Source organism: Shewanella sp. GutCb (assembly GCF_002836135.1).
GTDB lineage: Bacteria > Pseudomonadota > Gammaproteobacteria > Enterobacterales > Shewanellaceae > Shewanella.
Genome location: NZ_PJBL01000017.1, coordinates 1 through 17,806, shown reverse-complemented (window position 1 = coordinate 17,806; position 17,806 = coordinate 1). Strand labels below are relative to the sequence as shown.

Below are 17,806 nucleotides of genomic sequence, written 5' to 3'. Positions count from 1 at the left end.
GCTGACAGCAATGCTAATCTTTCATTATCCTGAATGCTAATTAGCCTATTACATAAAATAATTATTGTAAAACGATAATTAAATATTATTTTGCAATCAAATGTTGTTGTCTTATATAATTGGCAGGTCATTTAAGTTGAGGTCTACAAAAGGTTATGAATTCCAATATGCAGAAGCTGATGCAGATCAGTGGTTTTTTTAGAATCGCAGTTATTTTTGGTGCCGTGTCTATATTGATTTACCTTGGCTATGGCTATTTTATTCAAGGAGATATTCGCTTTTCAACTAGTATGCTGTTTACCGAGTTATGGTGGGATGAGCGGGCGAGTAGACAGGTGTTATTAGCGATTCAGGCGCCGCTATTTATCATGTTTTTAGTTGGGGTGTATTGGCTGCAAAAATTGCTAGGTTTTTATCATCAAGGTCATTTTTTTGGACACAATGCCATGCGCTGTTATTTGTGGTTGATATGGATAAAGCTGGCTGATTTTGCACTTGAAATCGTTCAACATCTGCTGACGGGTTATTACCATAAATCTTTCTTCGATAAAACTCACATCGAGTTACCGTTAGATTTTGGCAATATTACGACAATCTTACTGATGTTGATTATTGTCTATTTGCTTAAAGCCGCTAGAGAAATCGAAGCTGAAAACAAAGAGTTTATTTAAGCCATGGAAATTATAGTTAATTTAGATGTAATGATGGCGGTACGAAAGGTGAGTTCTAAAGAGCTCGCTAAAGCGATAGGTATCACTGAAGCCAATCTCTCTCTACTAAAAAGAGGCAAGGTCAAAGGGGTTAGGTTTGAAACATTGGCGAGCATCTGTAATTATCTGAAGTGCCAGCCTGGTGATATTTTAGAGTTTCGTACGGTTCCAGAGTAGTTCTGTTTTGTCGAAGCTATTGAGATAATAGGGCTCTCTTTTTAGAGGAAGAGAGCCCAGAGTCAACTTTGTTCTATGTCATCGCAGAGCATGCCATTTTTCCCCAAGCAACAACTCACATATCTGTATTGGAATAACCCCTAAGCTAAAAAAGTAATGGTTGAAAATAGCGGTAGTGGTAGAATGCGCTCGGCAAGTCGATTGACTGCCTGAAAGGTCGTTATGCGGTTCGAATGAAACCAAAGTAAAAGTAGCAAAAGTAAGGGGGAAAAGTGCAAGCTGGCCTTACCTAATCTCTTTTGCAAACAGCATTGCGTCCGCCTTATGCCCATAATTCTTCATTATTGATTCGAGTACTTATGAAACGGATTTTACTGCTAACCTTATTTGCCTTTTCCAATGTGGCTGTCGCTGTTGAACCTCTGTTTGAAACTCCTGAGAACATGGAACCGACCTGGGTCGATAACATTTTGTCCGTTTTTGGTGCCGACGGTGAGTTCGATGACAGCAAACCCATTGATATGAGTTATCTACCAACCGCGTATTACACACCCGAGAAGAAGTTTGGTGTTGGTCTGTTGATGGTCGGTTTGTATAAAACTGACGGTGCATCGAATGAAGAGCAACCGTCGTCGTTAGTATTAAATTCATTTGTTTCAATGAACAACTCTTACGGCGTTGAAGTTGAAAACATGACTTTTTTCAATGGTGGCAAACAGCGTTTATTACTCGGGCTAGAGCTACATAATGAAGCGTCAGTTTATTATGGCCAAGGTATTGATGACGGCAATGTCGACGCGAATCATCATGAATTTGAAGAGCAGTTATACAGTTTCAAACCTCGCTGGATGACAGAAGTCGCCGATAATTATTTTCTAGGGGTTGGGGCTGACTTCACTTATGCCAGTGCTGACAAATTAGAGTTAGTCGAAACTGGCGTACCAGTAGATGCAGACACTCTTTTACCGAGTAATTTTAGCTCGGGTATTGTCGTTACCAGTATCTATGATTCACGAGATTATCGCTTAAATGCGACTAAGGGTTGGTTGTTCCAAATCGATGCAGGTCTTTACCAGAACAGTGAATATTCGACGTTTTCAACCTATAACCTTGAGCTAGCAAACTACATTGATTTGAGTTCAACATCGCTACTTAGCTCTGCGCCAGGGCTGATTGCATGGCAAGTGCAAGGGCAGTTCACCGAGGGCGATGTACCTTGGAACATGTTGCCAGATTTAGGCGGTTCAAGTGCAATGCGTGGTTATATTAAAGGGCGCTACCGCGACAAGCAGATGATGATGGGCCAAGTTGAATATCGTTTACCGATTTTCCAGCGTTATGGCATGGTTTTTTGGGGCGGTGTGGGTAGCGTAGCATCAAAGGTGAGCGATCTTAACGAGGAGCTAATGACCTCTTATGGCACAGGCTTCCGCTTTAAAATCAAAGACAATATCAATTTGCGTCTTGATATTGGTGTCGGCGAGAACGAAACTAACTTCTACCTCAATGTGAACGAAGTCTTTTGATTTTGACTAGAGTAGTTTCATTGACGATGAACACGTGTTATTTGGGGCTAGCGTTAACGCTTGCCCTCGTTAATAACGTGTTCGCTAGTCAGTCAAAGATGGATCAACAAGTCCCTGTAAAAGAACAGTGTAACCGTAGTTCAGATTACGATATTTACCTCAGTGGTATTCATACTGGAACAATGGCCCGAACCGAGACTTGGTTGGGTAACACTGCGGTGGTAACCTCAAAAAGTGAAGCCAGTATTTTAGGCATTGGCACTCAATATCAACAGCGGGCTGAGTTGTCTTGGTCCAATAAAACTAATGAGTGGATAACCGACAAGTTTCATCAAAAAGTGAGCGGGTTTAGGGCGAGAGACATGCAGGTTTCTTTTAGCCATAACGGCCGTCAATCTCGGGTCGATATTGATGGTGATATCACCAACTATACCTCTGCTCATCTACCTTTGCGGGACGTGGACACTTTAGCGATTCAAATTCGTCAGTACTTGCTCCAAGGCCGCACACAATTTGCATTAATCAGACAAGCTTCAGATGCAATAGAGCCTTATCAACTTTATGTTGAAGACCCGCAAACCGTAAACATCGCACCTTGGGGCGAGTTAACCTTAATCCCGGTTAAGCAGTCTGGTGCCGAAGAGGTGACTTACTACTTTGCGCCAACGATGGATTATCAATTAATTAAAGCCCGTTATCACGGCATCATAATTGAAGGGCTTATCGAACTTAATCACTACAGTTCATCTTGCGAGTAGCTCCTCTGAGCCTGTCACTGTCGGGTCACAGCAAGCGTTTATTAAACCCCTCCCAATGCACCTTCGGGTTCTAGATATATAGGCCGAATAGGCCAGAATATTTCGTCAGTTACTTTTTGCTCCCCTATAAATCCTCTGCATTACATCAAACAAAACTCACATCCTAATAATTTATCCTAGAATACATATATTAGCCGTTGATAAAAACAAACTAATCTAATCAAATCAACAACAGGATGTGCATGGGTAACGTTGGACTATCACAAAGTAAATACTCTACACGGGTCATTCTTGTAGGATTTGCAATCATGGTTCTGTTGATGATGCTATTCGTTTTCATGGCGGTAGATGAAAACAAAGAGCTTGCTGAACTCAATCATAAAATGTACCAGCATCCCTTTTCTGTCAGTATCGCGGTATTAGAAGCCAATGGCGATATCCTTGCTATGCACCGTTATATGAAGGATGCGGTGTTAGCTAGAAACAAAGATGAATTAGACGCAGCCATCTCGCAAGTCGATCAACATGAACAAGAAGTGTATCGACATTTCGAATTAATCAAACAACGTTTTCTTGGGGATAAAGAACAGATTAATGTCGCCTATAAATCCTTTGTTGAATGGAAATCTATACGTGACGAAGTGCTTGCTTTGAAACGTAATAACCAACATCAACTCGCTGCAAGTATTACCACTGGGAAAGAAGCGCTGCATGTTAAAAAGCTGAACCGAAACATGACTTTCCTAATCGACTTTGCGCGTAATAAGGCACTTGAGTTCAAGGGAAGTAGTCAACGCTCTTATGATTTGAGCAGGACATCTTTATATTCTTTGCTCATTTTTACAATATTATCCAGTATTATCACCGTGTTTTTTGTCATCTTTCTGGTCAGAAAAGCAGAATATTCTCGCAATGAAAGTGAAGAACGCTTTGAAGCTATTTTCAACAACGCTGAAGTTTCTATTTGGAGTGAAGACTTTTCTACGGTTGTCATAGCACTAGAAGATTTGAGACAGAAAGGGATCGTTGACCTAAGAACATATTTGTATGCGAATATAGATTTAGCTTGGGATTTTGTGGCGATGGTTAAAGTAAATTCTGTTAATAATGCAACCTTAAAACTCTTTGGTGCAAAAAACCAAGCAGAATTTATTAGCAAAATTGACCAAACTTTTGGTACAAATGCGATTGATGTCTTTATTGATGAAATGTGTGCCATCTGGACGAAACAAGAAACTTTTCTATCTGAGGCTAATTTTCAGACATTAGATGGCAAAGAAATTAAAGCACTTATTTCATTTCAAACACCATCGTCGACAAATAATTTCCGTAATGTTCCAGTGAGTATTGTTGATATTTCTGAACATAAGAGATTCGAGGAAAAACTGAAACTGTCATCTCGGGTTTTTAGTGACACTCATGAAGGCATAATCATCACCGACGCTGATAAAATGATTGTCGACGTTAACCCTGCTTTTTCAAACATTACTGGCTACAGTCGTGAAGAGGTCATAGGTCAAAATCCTAATATGTTAAGTTCGGGTAGACATCAGCCTGAATTTTATACCAAAATGTGGCAAAAAATCACCGAGCAGGGCTATTGGCAGGGAGAAGTTTGGAATCGTAGGAAGAGTGGAGAGGTTTACGTGGAATTGCTCACCACTTCCTCACTGAAAGATGCTGATGACCGCATCGTTAACTATCTAGGTATGTTCACTGATATAACACACAGTAAACGCCAGCAAGAGAGTATGCGTCGAATGGCTCATTACGATGCCCTGACAGGACTCCCTAACCGAACACTACTACTCGATCGTTTTAATCAAGCCATTGCTCACTCAAAACGTTCAGGCACATTACTTGCCGTTTGCTTCCTAGATCTAGATGACTTCAAGCCGGTTAATGACCTTTTTGGCCATGATATGGGTGACAAACTATTGATTGAAGTCGCCCATCGCCTTGAATTAGCATTAAGAACCGAAGACACTGTTTCGCGTCTCGGTGGTGATGAATTCTCTATGCTCCTAGGCGATATAAAATCCACATCTCAATGTTATGAGATACTCGATAGAATTATTCACTCGGTCAGTGCGAGCTATTTTATTGACGAACGCTACATCAACATCAGTGCCTCCATTGGGGTCAGCTTATCGCCATTAGATGGTGTGGAGCTAGATACCCTGCTACGTCAAGCTGACCAAGCGATGTATCAAGCGAAACAAGAAGGGAAAAAAAATTACCAGTTCTTTGATTTAGAGCAAGCTCAAGAAGTAACCCTGCGGCATGTAAAATCACAAGAAATACAGCAGGCTTTAATCAACAATGAACTGTGTCTATATTACCAACCGAAAGTGGATATGGCCTCAGGTAAAATAATTGGAGTTGAAGCGTTAATTCGTTGGCAACATCCAGACAAAGGACTTATTCCTCCAATGGCGTTTTTACCCCTTATTGAAGGGACTGAAATAGAGATCCAAGTTGGTGACTGGGTAATTGATCAAGCCATGGTTCAGCTTGAGCGATTAAATAACCAAGGCATTAATCTAGAAATGAGTGTGAATGTTTCTTCGATGCAGTTCTTAAATAAAGGCTTTTTTGACAGTCTTAATGAAGCGCTTAATCGTCATCATAATATCGACTCTCGTAACTTCAAGTTGGAAGTTTTAGAAAGTAGCACCTTAGGAAATGTTGAGCGGATCAGTCATATTATTCGCGCTTGTCGTAATGATTTAGGCGTAAGAATTGCGCTGGATGATTTTGGCACTGGTTACTCATCACTGTCCCATCTTTGTCAGCTTCCTGCTGACACAATCAAGATTGACCAAAGTTTTGTTCGAGATGTATTAATAGATCAAAATGATTTCTCTATCATTGACGGTGTGATTGGGCTCACTAAGTCATTTAACCGACACGTTATTGCAGAAGGTGTCGAAACGACAGAGCATGGGCTGATGTTACTTTTGATGGGCTGTCACTATGCACAAGGTTATGCGATATCAAAACCTATGCAGGCAAGTAAACTTGCTGACTGGATTAAAGAGTACAAACCCAACCAAGCTTGGATAGAAAGCAGTCAAGAGGAAATGACGCTGCAAGTCAGGAGAGTAAAACAACTGGAATTGATACTCAAACACTGGCTTAAAAACATAGAAAATTTGATGCAAGAGAATTCAAAGGGTCAAACAGATATCGGTAATATGGATTGTCATTTTGATAAATGGGTTAGACGATTAAGAGAAGATAAATTATTCGATGGCTCATGGATTAATGAACTGGAACAGACCTATAACGTTATGCACACTGTAGCGCGGGACATTATAAGGAGTTATCAGGCTGGTACTTGTACCTCTAAAAGAGATGAATTAAGCAAGCTACATATTGAATTTGATAAAATATTATCGATGCTCGGCAAGTATAAGCAACCAAGGGATATGAGCTCTTTAGCAGGCGTCACATATCTGCATAGGCCCTTGAGCCGATAATTTTTTTGAACATGATCCAGCCATAATAATTAACTCACTATGGCTGTTTATCGTGTTTTACTTTTCAGTAAATTCCGCTTGAATCCTTTCTAACTCTTGCTGTTCTCTAAGTTTAGCTTTGACAATGGCTTCTTGTTGAAGCGTTGCTTGTCTTTCCTTAAAGCTGAATTTCTCTTCTTTAGTCAGAAACTTAAAGGCTTTATTATTGGCAAGTACGTAAGCAACGACGTCTTCGCCCTTTACTCTGCGCTCATCGACTCGTTGTGAAAAACGGTCGTTATCTCGGACTTTACGCTCTTCAGCATTTAATTTACTCATATCTTGTATCCTCATTAGTTAATCACAGTAGCGTTTCACTACGCTCAGTCAAACAAATGAGTTGTGTTGCACATTCATAAAGCTGATAGGGGGATTTTAGCATAATATGCACTACAAGCCCTATGGTATCTACCTTTAAGCAGGTTTTAAGCTGTTAGAAGTTAGATCATAATCAATAATAAAACCAAGGCACTGCTCCACAGACAAAGTGTAAACAAAGGTGCCAATCCCCTTTGTTTACACTTTTTTCATTAAAGGGCCGCAGCGTTGGCTTTCGCAAAGACAGCCGTGCTTTTTGTCTGCTTCATAACGCAAGTTTTTGTACCGGGGCAAACTTCTCCAGTTCACTCACTCTTTAGTTAATTAGGACGTTGCGTTCGTCTCTTAATATTTCTAGTTTTATGATAAATAAACAGACAGTGATTATTTATCTCAGGCTATATTCTTGCGTGTTTCTTGCGTGTTTCTTGTGCGGAATGAGGGGTAGTTGACGGTTTTGATTAGCTTTTTTATAGACTTTGTTGGAATTTTGTTTCAGCTTCGATGACTTTAGTTAGTAAACAGGTTATAACTTTTACAACATAGAGAAATTCAAAATTTTGGGAAAATGATGAGTCCATGGTTTACTAATGTTCAACTCGGCTTCGACATGGCAACAAGTTTGACGATTGTCGGTGCAGCCATTACTTGGGCTGTTCGTCAAAAAAAGCAAACAGAAGCAGAAAAAGTCAGAGGCATCAATCAACAAGTGAGATCGACAAGCCTACAGAAGGTTCAGCATGTGCTGATTGAGATGGAAGATCAATTTTCTATATTGATAGACGAATCTCAAAAGTTCGAAAATATGATTGATAACCGTGTTAAAAAAGTTGATGGCGAGTTTGATTACTCTCGTTTAAATTCAGCCATTAAAACTGACAGTGACTTTCTTACAAATGCGATTGATAGATTAGGCAATATACGTGAAGAGATTGGTCGTTTTTATGAGTCAATTCAAGTTAGGCGTTATAGCTTGATCCCCTTGCTTGATGCTATTGATGAAGGTGATAAGTATATTGGTGTCTTCCAGAAAAACATCGATGAGGTCGGTGAGGCATATAATCGGGTCTCTTCTGGCAATGTACGACTGTTAAAAGAGTTAGAAAATGTCGTTAACTTGATTAATGCAGAATATGGTGATGAGCTTAAAGATCTAAGTGATGAACAACGTCACGCGTTAATCAAGCAAACATCTTCAAATGACACCCTCATGAGACCTATCAAATCTATCGTTTTTGACGAGGATTATTTTGACTGGGTGCAAAGATTTGTTCCTGAAGGCAAAGAACAAGACTTTTTAGAAAAAGTGGTTAGACCGAGTCAAATTGAAGATCAGGATTTGTGTGCTTCGGTAATCATCAACTTCATCTTGTCACTGTACCGAAAAAATCATGAGTTGATCTCTCAAGTGTTAAGCACAGCTTCATACACTGTTATGCAAGCAAGGATGGAATGCAAAGACATCTTGATTTCATTAAGTGCGATTTCGCATAAGCTGGTCATGGATAATAATCCTGAATCATTAAACTCAGTGATTAAGAAGTATGAATCTAAAGAGTATTTTGGTCGAGAGACTAAGATTCGTTAGTTAATCATTAAGTGTAGAACGGTCTGCATTCGAGTGTGTTACCCACTAATAAACCTCAGTTACTCGTCAAGAGTACTGGGGTTTTTTAATGCCTATCCCATCGATAGCTAGAAGATAGTGTCACTCACTTTAACAATGAAAGAAAATCCCTTGTTGATGATGGACTATTTGGCTGCGATTGACGCTATGGCTTTGCTTATCAGCGATGAACACCTAAACGAGTCCTTATAGCAATTCAGTTTGGCGCTTGGTTAGCGACGACAAACCATCATTATAAATCGCGCCAAAGAGAGCGATTAATAGTTGACTAAATTACTCGGGAATTATAACATGCTTTAAAAATACACCTTTAATAAGTTATGGAGTTTATATGTCAGTATCATTCAAAAAAATATTTGGGTTGAATAAATCAGAGAGTCAGGCTTCTGTACTAACACCGACCAAGACAGTCGAAAAAGCGGCAAAAGTTGACGCGACTAATGCTGCCGTAAAAGCTGAAAATGCAAAACATGGTGACAATGGTGTGTGTTGTGGTTCTTGCTCTAAGTGAGTTTTAAACTCAAACCGATAGCGACTGGAAAGTAAGTAAAGATAGATACTCATTGAGGCTAAAATGGCGCTCGTTGAGTTTACAAGGACACTTCCGGTTGCTAAATATTTACTGCGTTTTTTGTCAAGAGAATACAAAAAGTCGGGCACTTATATTCTACAATAATTAGATGTGTATTCCCTATATACTGAGAGTAACCGCGTTAATGTATGAGTCTCGTTAGTGGAGTTAATTATGATTCTAAAACATGTTCTACCAACATAGCCTTAAATATTTATCTCATAAGGTTAGTCTTAAAAACACTCTACATCTGTTCTATAAACATCCATTCTTTTGGCCTATCTATATATCCAAATCACTTTAAATTATTCGATTCAAACACTGCAGCCACACTTATTTTTAATGCATTAATTACATTTTATAACCTAGTTTGATTCGGCTGATGCCTTTGCGAACTGGCTGATGGGGTACTGTTTGCTTCGCAGTCCTTTAATATTGAGCTTACAACAGGTTAAGTTACTTTTATGTGTGCTCATCGTTACGTGGGCACTGCTGCGTGCTGTTGATCGCTTCACGGTTTGGAATTGATTCCAAGCGTATGATTTCACTTGTTATTGTGCTTTCACTATGAAAGTGAAAGTTTTTACTGCAAAGTCTTTAGACAAGGAAATAAGGTAGCCATGAAAGCTATTGGATTTAAAAATACCCTTACCATTGCCATTATGCTATTGGTTTCTAGTTGTTTATTAGTGGCTAATTGGATTTCATATCACGAGCTGAAACAAGATACTATTCTCTCTGTTCAAACCAGATCTCAGGAAATTACTAGTTATGAAGCCAGTTCGATTTCGAAATGGTTTAACAGCAAAGCTACGGCGATAGCGGCAATGGCTGCCGAATATCATAATGGGCAGTTTCAGCAGCAGTACGTTGGTATGGCGCGTTTGGGGAAACGTGCGAGTAGCTTGTATTCGGTGTTTTGGGGTTTTGATGATGGCAGCTCATACGCCAGTGTGGCTGATAATGCCATTTGGCAAAATGGTGTGGCAGATCCTCTCCAATATGACCCGCGCCCGCGTGGTTGGTACCAACTTGCTAAAGCTAACAATGGCGCAGTGCTGACTGACATTTATACCGATATGGTGACTGAGCAACCTGTTATTTCGATAGTAAAAGATATCGGTGATGGGGTGTTGTCGGCTGATATCGGTTTGGAAATTTTAGCTGAAACGGTTAAAGACGTGGACTTCCCAGGGGCTGTCGCGGTGATTATCGACGATAAAGGTAAAGTACTGGCGTCTTCTACTAATCGCTTTGAAGTTGGAAACACGCTAAGAGAGTCTGGCTTAGGTCAACTTATGCAGGGGATCGTGTCTAACGACTCCTTTAGCGGTGAATATCAATATAGTGGCACTAAGCAGTTATTGTTTAGCGAAGCCATTCCGTTGCTAGGAGCCAAACAATGGTATCTCTTTATCAGCGTGGATGAAAATATTGCTTATGCTGGATTGAATGATGCGCTGCAAAGTTCACTCTGGATGTCGGTAATTATGTTGCTGCTGAGCATAGGATTAGTGTTTGCGGTATTAAATTGGTTGTATCGACCTATTCTAAGCCTCAAGCAGATGGTTTTAGATCTTTCTCAGGGACAAGCTGATCTCACTCGCCGCCTGCCTGTAACGAGTAATGATGATTTGGGGGAGATTGCCAGCGGTATTAATCGGTTTGTGGCTAACCTTCAAGGTCTAGTGAAAGAGGTGTCGTTTGGCTCTAAAGATATTGGCGACAGTATTGCCAAGCTACATCAACAAACTGAGGACAATGCGGGGGTGCTAAAGCAACATGTTTTGGAAACGGAACAAGTTGTCACCGCAGTCGAAGAGATGAGTGCAACCGCAATGGATGTGGCCACGAATACCTCTCAGGCATCTAATGCGGCGCTTGTTACGAGTGAGCAGGTGAGTAACACTAATAGCATAGTCTCTGAGACCAGACTTACGGTCGAACGCCTGATTCAAGATGTAGAAGATACCGAAGTTAATATTGGTCATGTAGCACAAGATGCTATTAGCATCACTAAAGTGTTGCAGGTGATAGGCGGTATTGCTGAGCAGACAAATTTACTAGCGCTTAACGCAGCAATTGAAGCGGCTAGAGCAGGTGATCAAGGCCGAGGTTTTGCGGTTGTAGCAGATGAGGTACGCGCTTTAGCTGCTCGTACTCAAGTCAGTACTACCGAAATAGAACAAACTCTCGATAAGCTGCAACAAGGTGTTCATAATGCGGTTGATGCAATGAAGCAAACTAAAATAACTTGTGAACAAGCGAGTCAAGCCACAATTGATGTGAGTGATAACCTTGAAAAAGTAGTGTTATCCATTGCAGAAGTTAACGACTTAAATACGCAAATTGCCACCGCTGCCGAGGAACAAAGTGCGGTATCTGAAGAGGTGAGCCGTAATATGAACGCGATTCGCGATATCGTCGTAGTACTCGACGACAATGGTAAATCGACCGAGAGTGAAACTCATAAACTAACAACCGCTAATGATAAACTTATTGATGTGGTGAACAAGTTCACCATTGAATAACAACAGATAACGAATTAAGCCTCGTTATTGTGATTGGCATATGTTTACACCTCCTACTTAGCTTTAATGAATAGCTAAGTAGGAGGTGGCAATACTTGGAGTGCTAGGCATTAATCAATTAGTATTCTTTAATTAATAAAACGTCGTTTTTACTCTGGTTGTTACCGTGTTATTGATTAACAATGCTTGGCTTCCATCAATGCGATGTAATCTTGCATCTCTTGACCTGGTGATACGGCAAAGTGTTGCGCTAACCCTGCCAGATTTATAATTCGGTCGACTCGGAAATTACGAAAGTCATTTCGCAGCTCACACCATGCCAGCAGAGTCCAAGTGCCTTTCCAGAAATAGATGGCCAGCGGGCGTACCTCCCTTTGACTTATATCCTCTTTGGCATCGCGGTAATCCATCAATAGATACTCTCTTAATCGAGATGCTTTTCGTAGCTGATCGAGAAACTGAAGCTCATCGGTATCGATGTAAAAGTCAGGTGCGAACATCAAAGATTGGTACTCTTGCAGCCGTGCAGGCAATACCGCTTCGACTTTTATCATTGCTTGTTTAGCGGCGCTGGCCAGCTCTTTTCCACCCCAGGCTTGCACCATACGCATGCCGACCTGAATCGCCTCAAGCTCAGCTTCATTAAACATTAATGGCGGCACATTCACCTCTTGCCGCAGAAGATAACCTACGCCAGCTTCCCCCTCGATTGGAATGCCATTTAAGCAGAGGTCTTGTACATCACGGTAAACGGTTCGAGTTGATACCTCTAGCCTTTCGGCCAGCTCTTTGGCCGTGGTTAAGCGGCGATGGCGTAGGATCTGAACTAACTGAAATAATCTATCGGCGCGGCGCATGTTATACCAACTCCATTCAATATGTGCTTAATCATGCTGACAAACAACAGAGCCAAATTCAATCTTAGATTAAACTTGGCTCTTATTATTCGTTTGGCAAAGTAGGGTTAGTCTCAGGGCTTAATGCCGATATAGATCTCAACCCCATTGTTATCTAAATACATTTCATAATCAGTGAGGTAACTGCGTTGATATTCACATTTTTCGGAGGCGAAATAGCGCCATACTTCGCCCCAGAGGTTGACCACACATTGGGGCATTTCTCCTTGCGCACTAAACTTAAGGTACTCGCCTGCAATTAACGTAAGATCACAAATCTGATCTTGCGTAGCAGTGGTTCCAGCTAGCACTGAAAACTCCCCCTCCATATCCGATTGATAATCGTAATAGACACCATACATTAGCTGAGTATTGCTGTGTGTTTGCATCCGCTCAGTAAAGTAACGCTGCCAAAGAGGGCCTATTTTTTGAGTGCTAACATGTTGTTCGGCAAGATTACTTGTCCTTGTGATTAAGCCAACAAGTTCGACAGCGGCTTGCGTTACCCGCTCAGGTGAAACGACATCCTTGGTGATATTACTCATGTTCTCTCCGTTGAATATGGATTTCAAGCGCAGTGCCTTAGCCCGCGACTTTGTTTTACTTTTGTTGGGACCAAAGGCCAACGGTATTGCCTTCACAGTCTTGAAATAGCGCAATGAATCCGCACTCACCGTCTTTTATTGGCATTACTGGCAGCAACACTTTAACCCTTGCCTGGGCTATTTTATCCACCAGTCCAGTGAGCTGTTGACTCAGATGAAGGTAAAGCACACTACCATGGGCTGACGGCTGCATCATCTCATGTTTCACTAACCCGATGCTGGCGGCGTCTTTATCTTCTGTTTCTAGCACGGCCATTTCCATATCATTCATCACTTCACGTCTGAAACTGACGCCGAAATGCTGAGTGTAAAATGCGACGGCTCTATCCATATCGGTAACGGGGATCTCGCCCCAAACTAAGGCTGCTTTATGTAACATGATGAACTCCTTGTATGAGCTGAGAGAGCATTCGAGATGAAGGTCTTGGCTCAGCGACACAGCAAGGATATAGCAGGGTTACTGACAGCGTGATGTCAGTAGAGATTCGACATGGTTAATATACTGGGGATCGCCTGAGCTTGAATCTGTTTCAAGTATCGCTACAGCAGATAGCGGTTTTTCTGGGTTTTTAGAGGGGATTATCGCGGAAGAGTGTCATTGAAAAATTGAGTCGCTCACATCCGTGTGAGCGAGATACGTTTAAACGTTACTCTTTGTCGTATATTGCTTCGCGTAATTTAGCTTGTTCATCCCACTGAGGCAGTACTGTCTCAATAAAATGGGCCTTTTCGGCGTTTAGCTTGTCCATGTTTAAGCCAATAGTCGCTTGTGCTTTTGCTTTGGTTGAGATATCTGGAATAGCGACGGGTTGTTTAACTCCTTTGCTACTCAATAATCTGGCAAGCTTAATACGGGCGTTAGCCGCTCTGTCGATAGCAGTGCCTAAAACTCTGAGTGCTTCATCAGGGTTATGCATGGCTATACCGTGTGAAGCGGTAGCGTGATCCCAGCGCCATTGTGCGTGACGTATATCTTGCTGAATCGAATGAACTTCTTCATCAGTAGCGCCCGCCGCAAGCGCTGCTGCAGTTTCATAGTGAGCATGCACTAATTGCGTCTCAGCATTCATCTTCAGCTCATCAATCTTCGCCTTTCGCTGAGCGACAATATCTTGTAACTGCGCTTTAGTTTGATCATGGCAACTTGCGCAGGTCTGTTCGAAACGATCGAATGGATTGCCTACTCTATGATCGGTATATTTACGTCCTTCTTTATTGACCACTTTTGGCATATGGCAATCAATACAGGTAACGTTGTTTTGACCATGTATCCCCTGACTCCAAGTCTCGTAGTCTGGATGTTGTGCCTTGAGCATTGGTGTTTTCGAGAGTTGATGGGTCCAATCAGTAAACTCTATTGAGTCAAAGTAGGCTTCAACTTGGTCCGTTTTTACGCCGTTATCCCAAGGGAATTTAGCGCTTTTGTTTTTGCCTTCGAAGTAGTATTCGACATGACATTGTCCACAGACCATAGCTTGTTTATCTTTTCGTCCAGCGGTTTCCCAAGTTAAGCCAATGCTTTTCATGGCTCGCTCTGCAAAAGGTCTAGCCATACGTAACTTTGACGAACCAGGTTCGTGGCAATCTTGGCAACCGATAGTATTGACGACTTCAGGGCCACCTTTACTCCACTGACCTTCGAAGAATCCATCTTCTCCCTGCTCAGTGATCATTCTTGGTACATCGGGTCCCTTACAGCTCCAACATGCCATTGGCATCATGTCTGGATGCTCTGCATCAGGTGTACCGGTTCTGAGCGTTTCTCTGAGATCGGTAACGGCGTACTGATGGCCGCGGGCGCGGGTATAATCTCTTGAAAAGGCATAACCTGCCCATAAGACTGCAAGATTTGGGTCTTCAGCTACTTCATCTGGTTTGTCACTGTAATCAGTGGTTTTTTTCCAGCTTTGGTACTGTTTTGGATACTTCTTAGCATACTGCTCACTACGCGGATCGAGATCTTTAGCTTGAGCATAGGCAAAAGATGAAGATACCAGGGCCACTGATATGAGTAAACTTATTGGCGTTAGCCTTAAAGTTATTGATTTCATTTACTTTGATTTCCTGTTTATTGATTAAATGGAGAACAGGAATAGGTGGGGTATATTCAAGTAACAACAAGTAACAATAAAGATTCGACAGTGAATGTTAAAACCAATCGAAAGGTAAGAATAGTTTACTGTTTTTAATGATGTGTTAAGTAATTCTTAATTGATGTGTTGCTTAACTACTGATCTTTCATTTGGGTATCGATGTGATGATGGCGATAAGAAAGGTGAACTCAACATAGTTCGCTAATGCGGTGGTGATTATTGACCTTCCGTTCTTAATGGAAAAATAATCATAAATAGCAGAGATAAAAAAAATGCCAGTCGGTGGGAGGACTGGCATTTTAGGTCGAAGACAATAGGTTACTTAACTACATTCGTGATTAACGTAGCTCAGCAGGCCATTCTTTTTTAACACGCTCTTCAACGAACTTGTCTTTAGCTGTTTTCATAGCTTCTAAATTAAGACCAGCAAGAGGTTGTACTTTTGCTTTAGTATCGTACTGAGTAGCGTCGTACGTATACTCTGGTGCGTACTTAGTTAGCAAGGTATCAGCTTCAATGATAGCCGCACCTAGAATCGCATTAGCTTTAGTCAGTAAGCGTTTAGCTTCTTCAGGGTTATGCGCAGCGATACCGTGAGATGCGGTTGCACTGTCCCAGAACCATTGTGCGTTACGCACTTGACCCAATAAGCTGTTCATCTCAGTAGCCAGTTCGTTTCCTGCAGCAAGTGCGCCTTCATAGGCCGCTTTAGCTTCGCCAATAGTTTTGCCAGCGTCTAGACCTTCAATGCCATTTGCAGCCCAAATTGCTTGTGCTTTGAAATGTACTTCGGTTAGACGAGGGTCGGTACCGTTTGCTTCAAAACGCAATTTATCGATTTCAGCTTTACGATCAGCAATGATAGTGTCTATATCTAAATAGTCGGCATTATGACAAGCAGTACAATTTGCGGGTAGCTTGTCTGCGTCAAATGTGACTTTATGGTTTGAGTACTCTTGGCCTTCAGAGTTAGTCGATTTAGGCATATGGCAGGTATTACAGCTAAACTCTAAATGGTTTGGTCCTTTGTGTTTAGCGCGGTCTGACATGTTTTCAAACTCAGGGTGTTGCGCTTTTAGCGACGGTGCACCAGAGATGGCATTAGTCCAATCTTTAAAGTCGATGTTGTCGTAGTAAGCTAGCTGAGCTTCTGCTGCGTAACCTTTATAAAGATTATCAGTCCCTTGGTAGTCAGTAACATTTGCGTAATCGGTGTCAACAGCGGGTACCCAATGATCCCACGGGTAACGTACTTTCTTAGAATCGCCGCCGTCGAAGTAGTATTCTACGTGGCACTGAGCACAAGTTTGACCAGCTTGAACAGTGTGGTCTTGAGCCGCAAAGGTAAGCTCAACTTTGTCCATTGCACGTTCTGTGTATGGACGGCTTAGGCGCAGTGTATTTTCGCCTAATTCATGACAGTCGGCGCAGCCAATGACGTTAGTCATCTCTTTGCCCCAAACAGACCAGCCGTTATCAGCAAATTTCCCTTCGCCAACCTCGTCATACATACGGGCTACGTCAGGAGATTTACAAGACCAGCAACTTGCTTTCATCGCTTCACCAACAACGACGCCGTCGTGACCTACCAGTGGAGCGCCAGTACGAAGAGTTTTGATAATGTCCGTTAGTGCAAACTGGTGACCGCGAGCGCGGTTGTAGTCTTTAGCAAAACCGTAACCCGCCCATGCACTCACTAGGTTTGGATTTATTTCCAATATATCAGTTGGTACGCCTGATACTGGGTTAGTTTCTTCAGTTTCTAGCCAAGTAGTATGCTGATCAGGGAAGGTTTCTTTCCAGTTGTCGCTATTGTAGAAATCAGTCGCTACTGGTGGCACTACGACTGGTGGTACGACGACTGGCGGTACGACGACAGGTGGAACAGTGACACAAGTATTAGTGTTTGTATCTAAAATGGTACCATCAGAACAGGTCTTAGCTGAATCGTCATCACTATTACAACCGGATAATGCAGTCATTACTGCTACAGCGATAGCAAGCTTTTGTAATCTCATCATAACTCCTTTAAATAACTATATTTGTTATTTTACTTTTGATTATTTACTTATTTAGATTTATCTTATGCGTTAAAATGTTTATTTTTATTTGTACTATAGATTTGTCTAATTTGTTTTCTATATTAATTAAACTCATCTAGTCTTATTAATATGGAACGGGTGCATTATTAACATGAGGGATGTTGTTGCTACACATTTTATTAACAACAACGTGAGTGTGATCAATAAATTTACAAAAGTGAGTTGTTAACAAAATAAGAAAAATCTAACAAATACCTAGTTAGAGGTACGACTTAGTGGGTACTTAACTGTAGTGTTTATCAGCGATCCAGTTGTAAGTGCTTGTTCTAATTTAGTGAATGACGTTTTTCTGCGTTAGGGTAAAATCTTCTTGTTTGTAATGTAAATGTTTCATTTTTGGTGGCGCTTTAGCTGGGGTAACTTAAATAATT

The 17,806-nt window shown here is 41.4% G+C and carries 14 protein-coding genes; 8 read left to right on the top strand and 6 right to left on the bottom strand.

Going from position 1 to position 17,806, the window contains the following annotated elements; genetic code table 11:
* The first annotated feature begins 167 nt into the window (after positions 1-167).
* From CXF86_RS09640 to CXF86_RS09620, 5 genes are all read left to right on the top strand, one after another.
* Positions 168-671 (top strand): DUF2975 domain-containing protein, encoded by a 504-nt coding sequence (locus tag CXF86_RS09640; protein WP_232775167.1) that lies wholly within the window; start codon positions 168-170, stop codon positions 669-671.
* A 3-nt stretch (positions 672-674) separates the two neighbouring features.
* Positions 675-887, top strand: coding sequence for a helix-turn-helix domain-containing protein (locus tag CXF86_RS09635; RefSeq protein WP_101093490.1), 213 nt, complete (start codon positions 675-677; stop codon positions 885-887).
* A gap of 359 nt (positions 888-1,246) precedes the next feature.
* Positions 1,247-2,413 (top strand): BamA/TamA family outer membrane protein, encoded by a 1,167-nt coding sequence (locus CXF86_RS09630; protein ID WP_101093491.1) that lies wholly within the window; start codon positions 1,247-1,249, stop codon positions 2,411-2,413.
* Positions 2,414-2,439: 26 nt separating this feature from the next.
* Complete coding sequence (locus tag CXF86_RS09625; protein WP_374702334.1) at positions 2,440-3,171, top strand: hypothetical protein; 732 nt, start codon at positions 2,440-2,442, stop codon at positions 3,169-3,171.
* Between the two features lie 242 nt (positions 3,172-3,413).
* Complete coding sequence (locus tag CXF86_RS09620; RefSeq protein WP_180961042.1) at positions 3,414-6,653, top strand: EAL domain-containing protein; 3,240 nt, start codon at positions 3,414-3,416, stop codon at positions 6,651-6,653.
* Between the two features lie 57 nt (positions 6,654-6,710).
* Here CXF86_RS09620 and CXF86_RS09615 read toward each other — a convergent pair whose 3' ends face one another.
* Entirely contained in the window at positions 6,711-6,971 is a 261-nt protein-coding gene (locus tag CXF86_RS09615; protein WP_101093493.1) for a DNA polymerase III subunit epsilon, read from the bottom strand.
* 610 nt (positions 6,972-7,581) lie between these two features.
* Between CXF86_RS09615 and CXF86_RS09610 the strand changes: the two genes are divergently transcribed.
* From CXF86_RS09610 to CXF86_RS09600, 3 genes are all read left to right on the top strand, one after another.
* Positions 7,582-8,598: a hypothetical protein gene (locus tag CXF86_RS09610; RefSeq protein ID WP_101093494.1), complete on the top strand. Its 1,017-nt coding sequence runs from the start codon at positions 7,582-7,584 to the stop codon at positions 8,596-8,598.
* A gap of 370 nt (positions 8,599-8,968) precedes the next feature.
* A complete protein-coding gene (locus tag CXF86_RS09605; RefSeq protein WP_101093495.1) occupies positions 8,969-9,148 on the top strand; it encodes a CCGSCS motif protein in 180 nt (59 codons plus the stop codon).
* Between the two features lie 680 nt (positions 9,149-9,828).
* Positions 9,829-11,739, top strand: a complete 1,911-nt coding sequence (locus tag CXF86_RS09600) for a methyl-accepting chemotaxis protein (protein ID WP_102038847.1) — start codon at positions 9,829-9,831, stop codon at positions 11,737-11,739.
* A gap of 176 nt (positions 11,740-11,915) precedes the next feature.
* On the opposite strand, the gene CXF86_RS09595 is transcribed toward CXF86_RS09600, so the two are convergent.
* From CXF86_RS09595 to CXF86_RS09575, 5 genes are all read right to left on the bottom strand, one after another.
* Positions 11,916-12,596 (bottom strand): helix-turn-helix transcriptional regulator, encoded by a 681-nt coding sequence (locus CXF86_RS09595; RefSeq protein ID WP_101093497.1) that lies wholly within the window; start codon positions 12,594-12,596, stop codon positions 11,916-11,918.
* 113 nt (positions 12,597-12,709) lie between these two features.
* On the bottom strand, positions 12,710-13,180 hold the full coding sequence (locus tag CXF86_RS09590; RefSeq protein ID WP_101093498.1) for a GyrI-like domain-containing protein: 471 nt from the start codon (positions 13,178-13,180) through the stop codon (positions 12,710-12,712).
* 55 nt (positions 13,181-13,235) lie between these two features.
* Complete coding sequence (locus tag CXF86_RS09585) at positions 13,236-13,619, bottom strand: VOC family protein (RefSeq protein ID WP_102038846.1); 384 nt, start codon at positions 13,617-13,619, stop codon at positions 13,236-13,238.
* A 268-nt stretch (positions 13,620-13,887) separates the two neighbouring features.
* Positions 13,888-15,282, bottom strand: coding sequence for an ammonia-forming cytochrome c nitrite reductase (gene nrfA, locus CXF86_RS09580; RefSeq protein ID WP_219622726.1), 1,395 nt, complete (start codon positions 15,280-15,282; stop codon positions 13,888-13,890).
* A 389-nt stretch (positions 15,283-15,671) separates the two neighbouring features.
* Positions 15,672-17,351 (bottom strand): ammonia-forming cytochrome c nitrite reductase subunit c552, encoded by a 1,680-nt coding sequence (locus CXF86_RS09575; RefSeq protein ID WP_101093501.1) that lies wholly within the window; start codon positions 17,349-17,351, stop codon positions 15,672-15,674.
* Positions 17,352-17,806 lie beyond the last annotated feature (455 nt).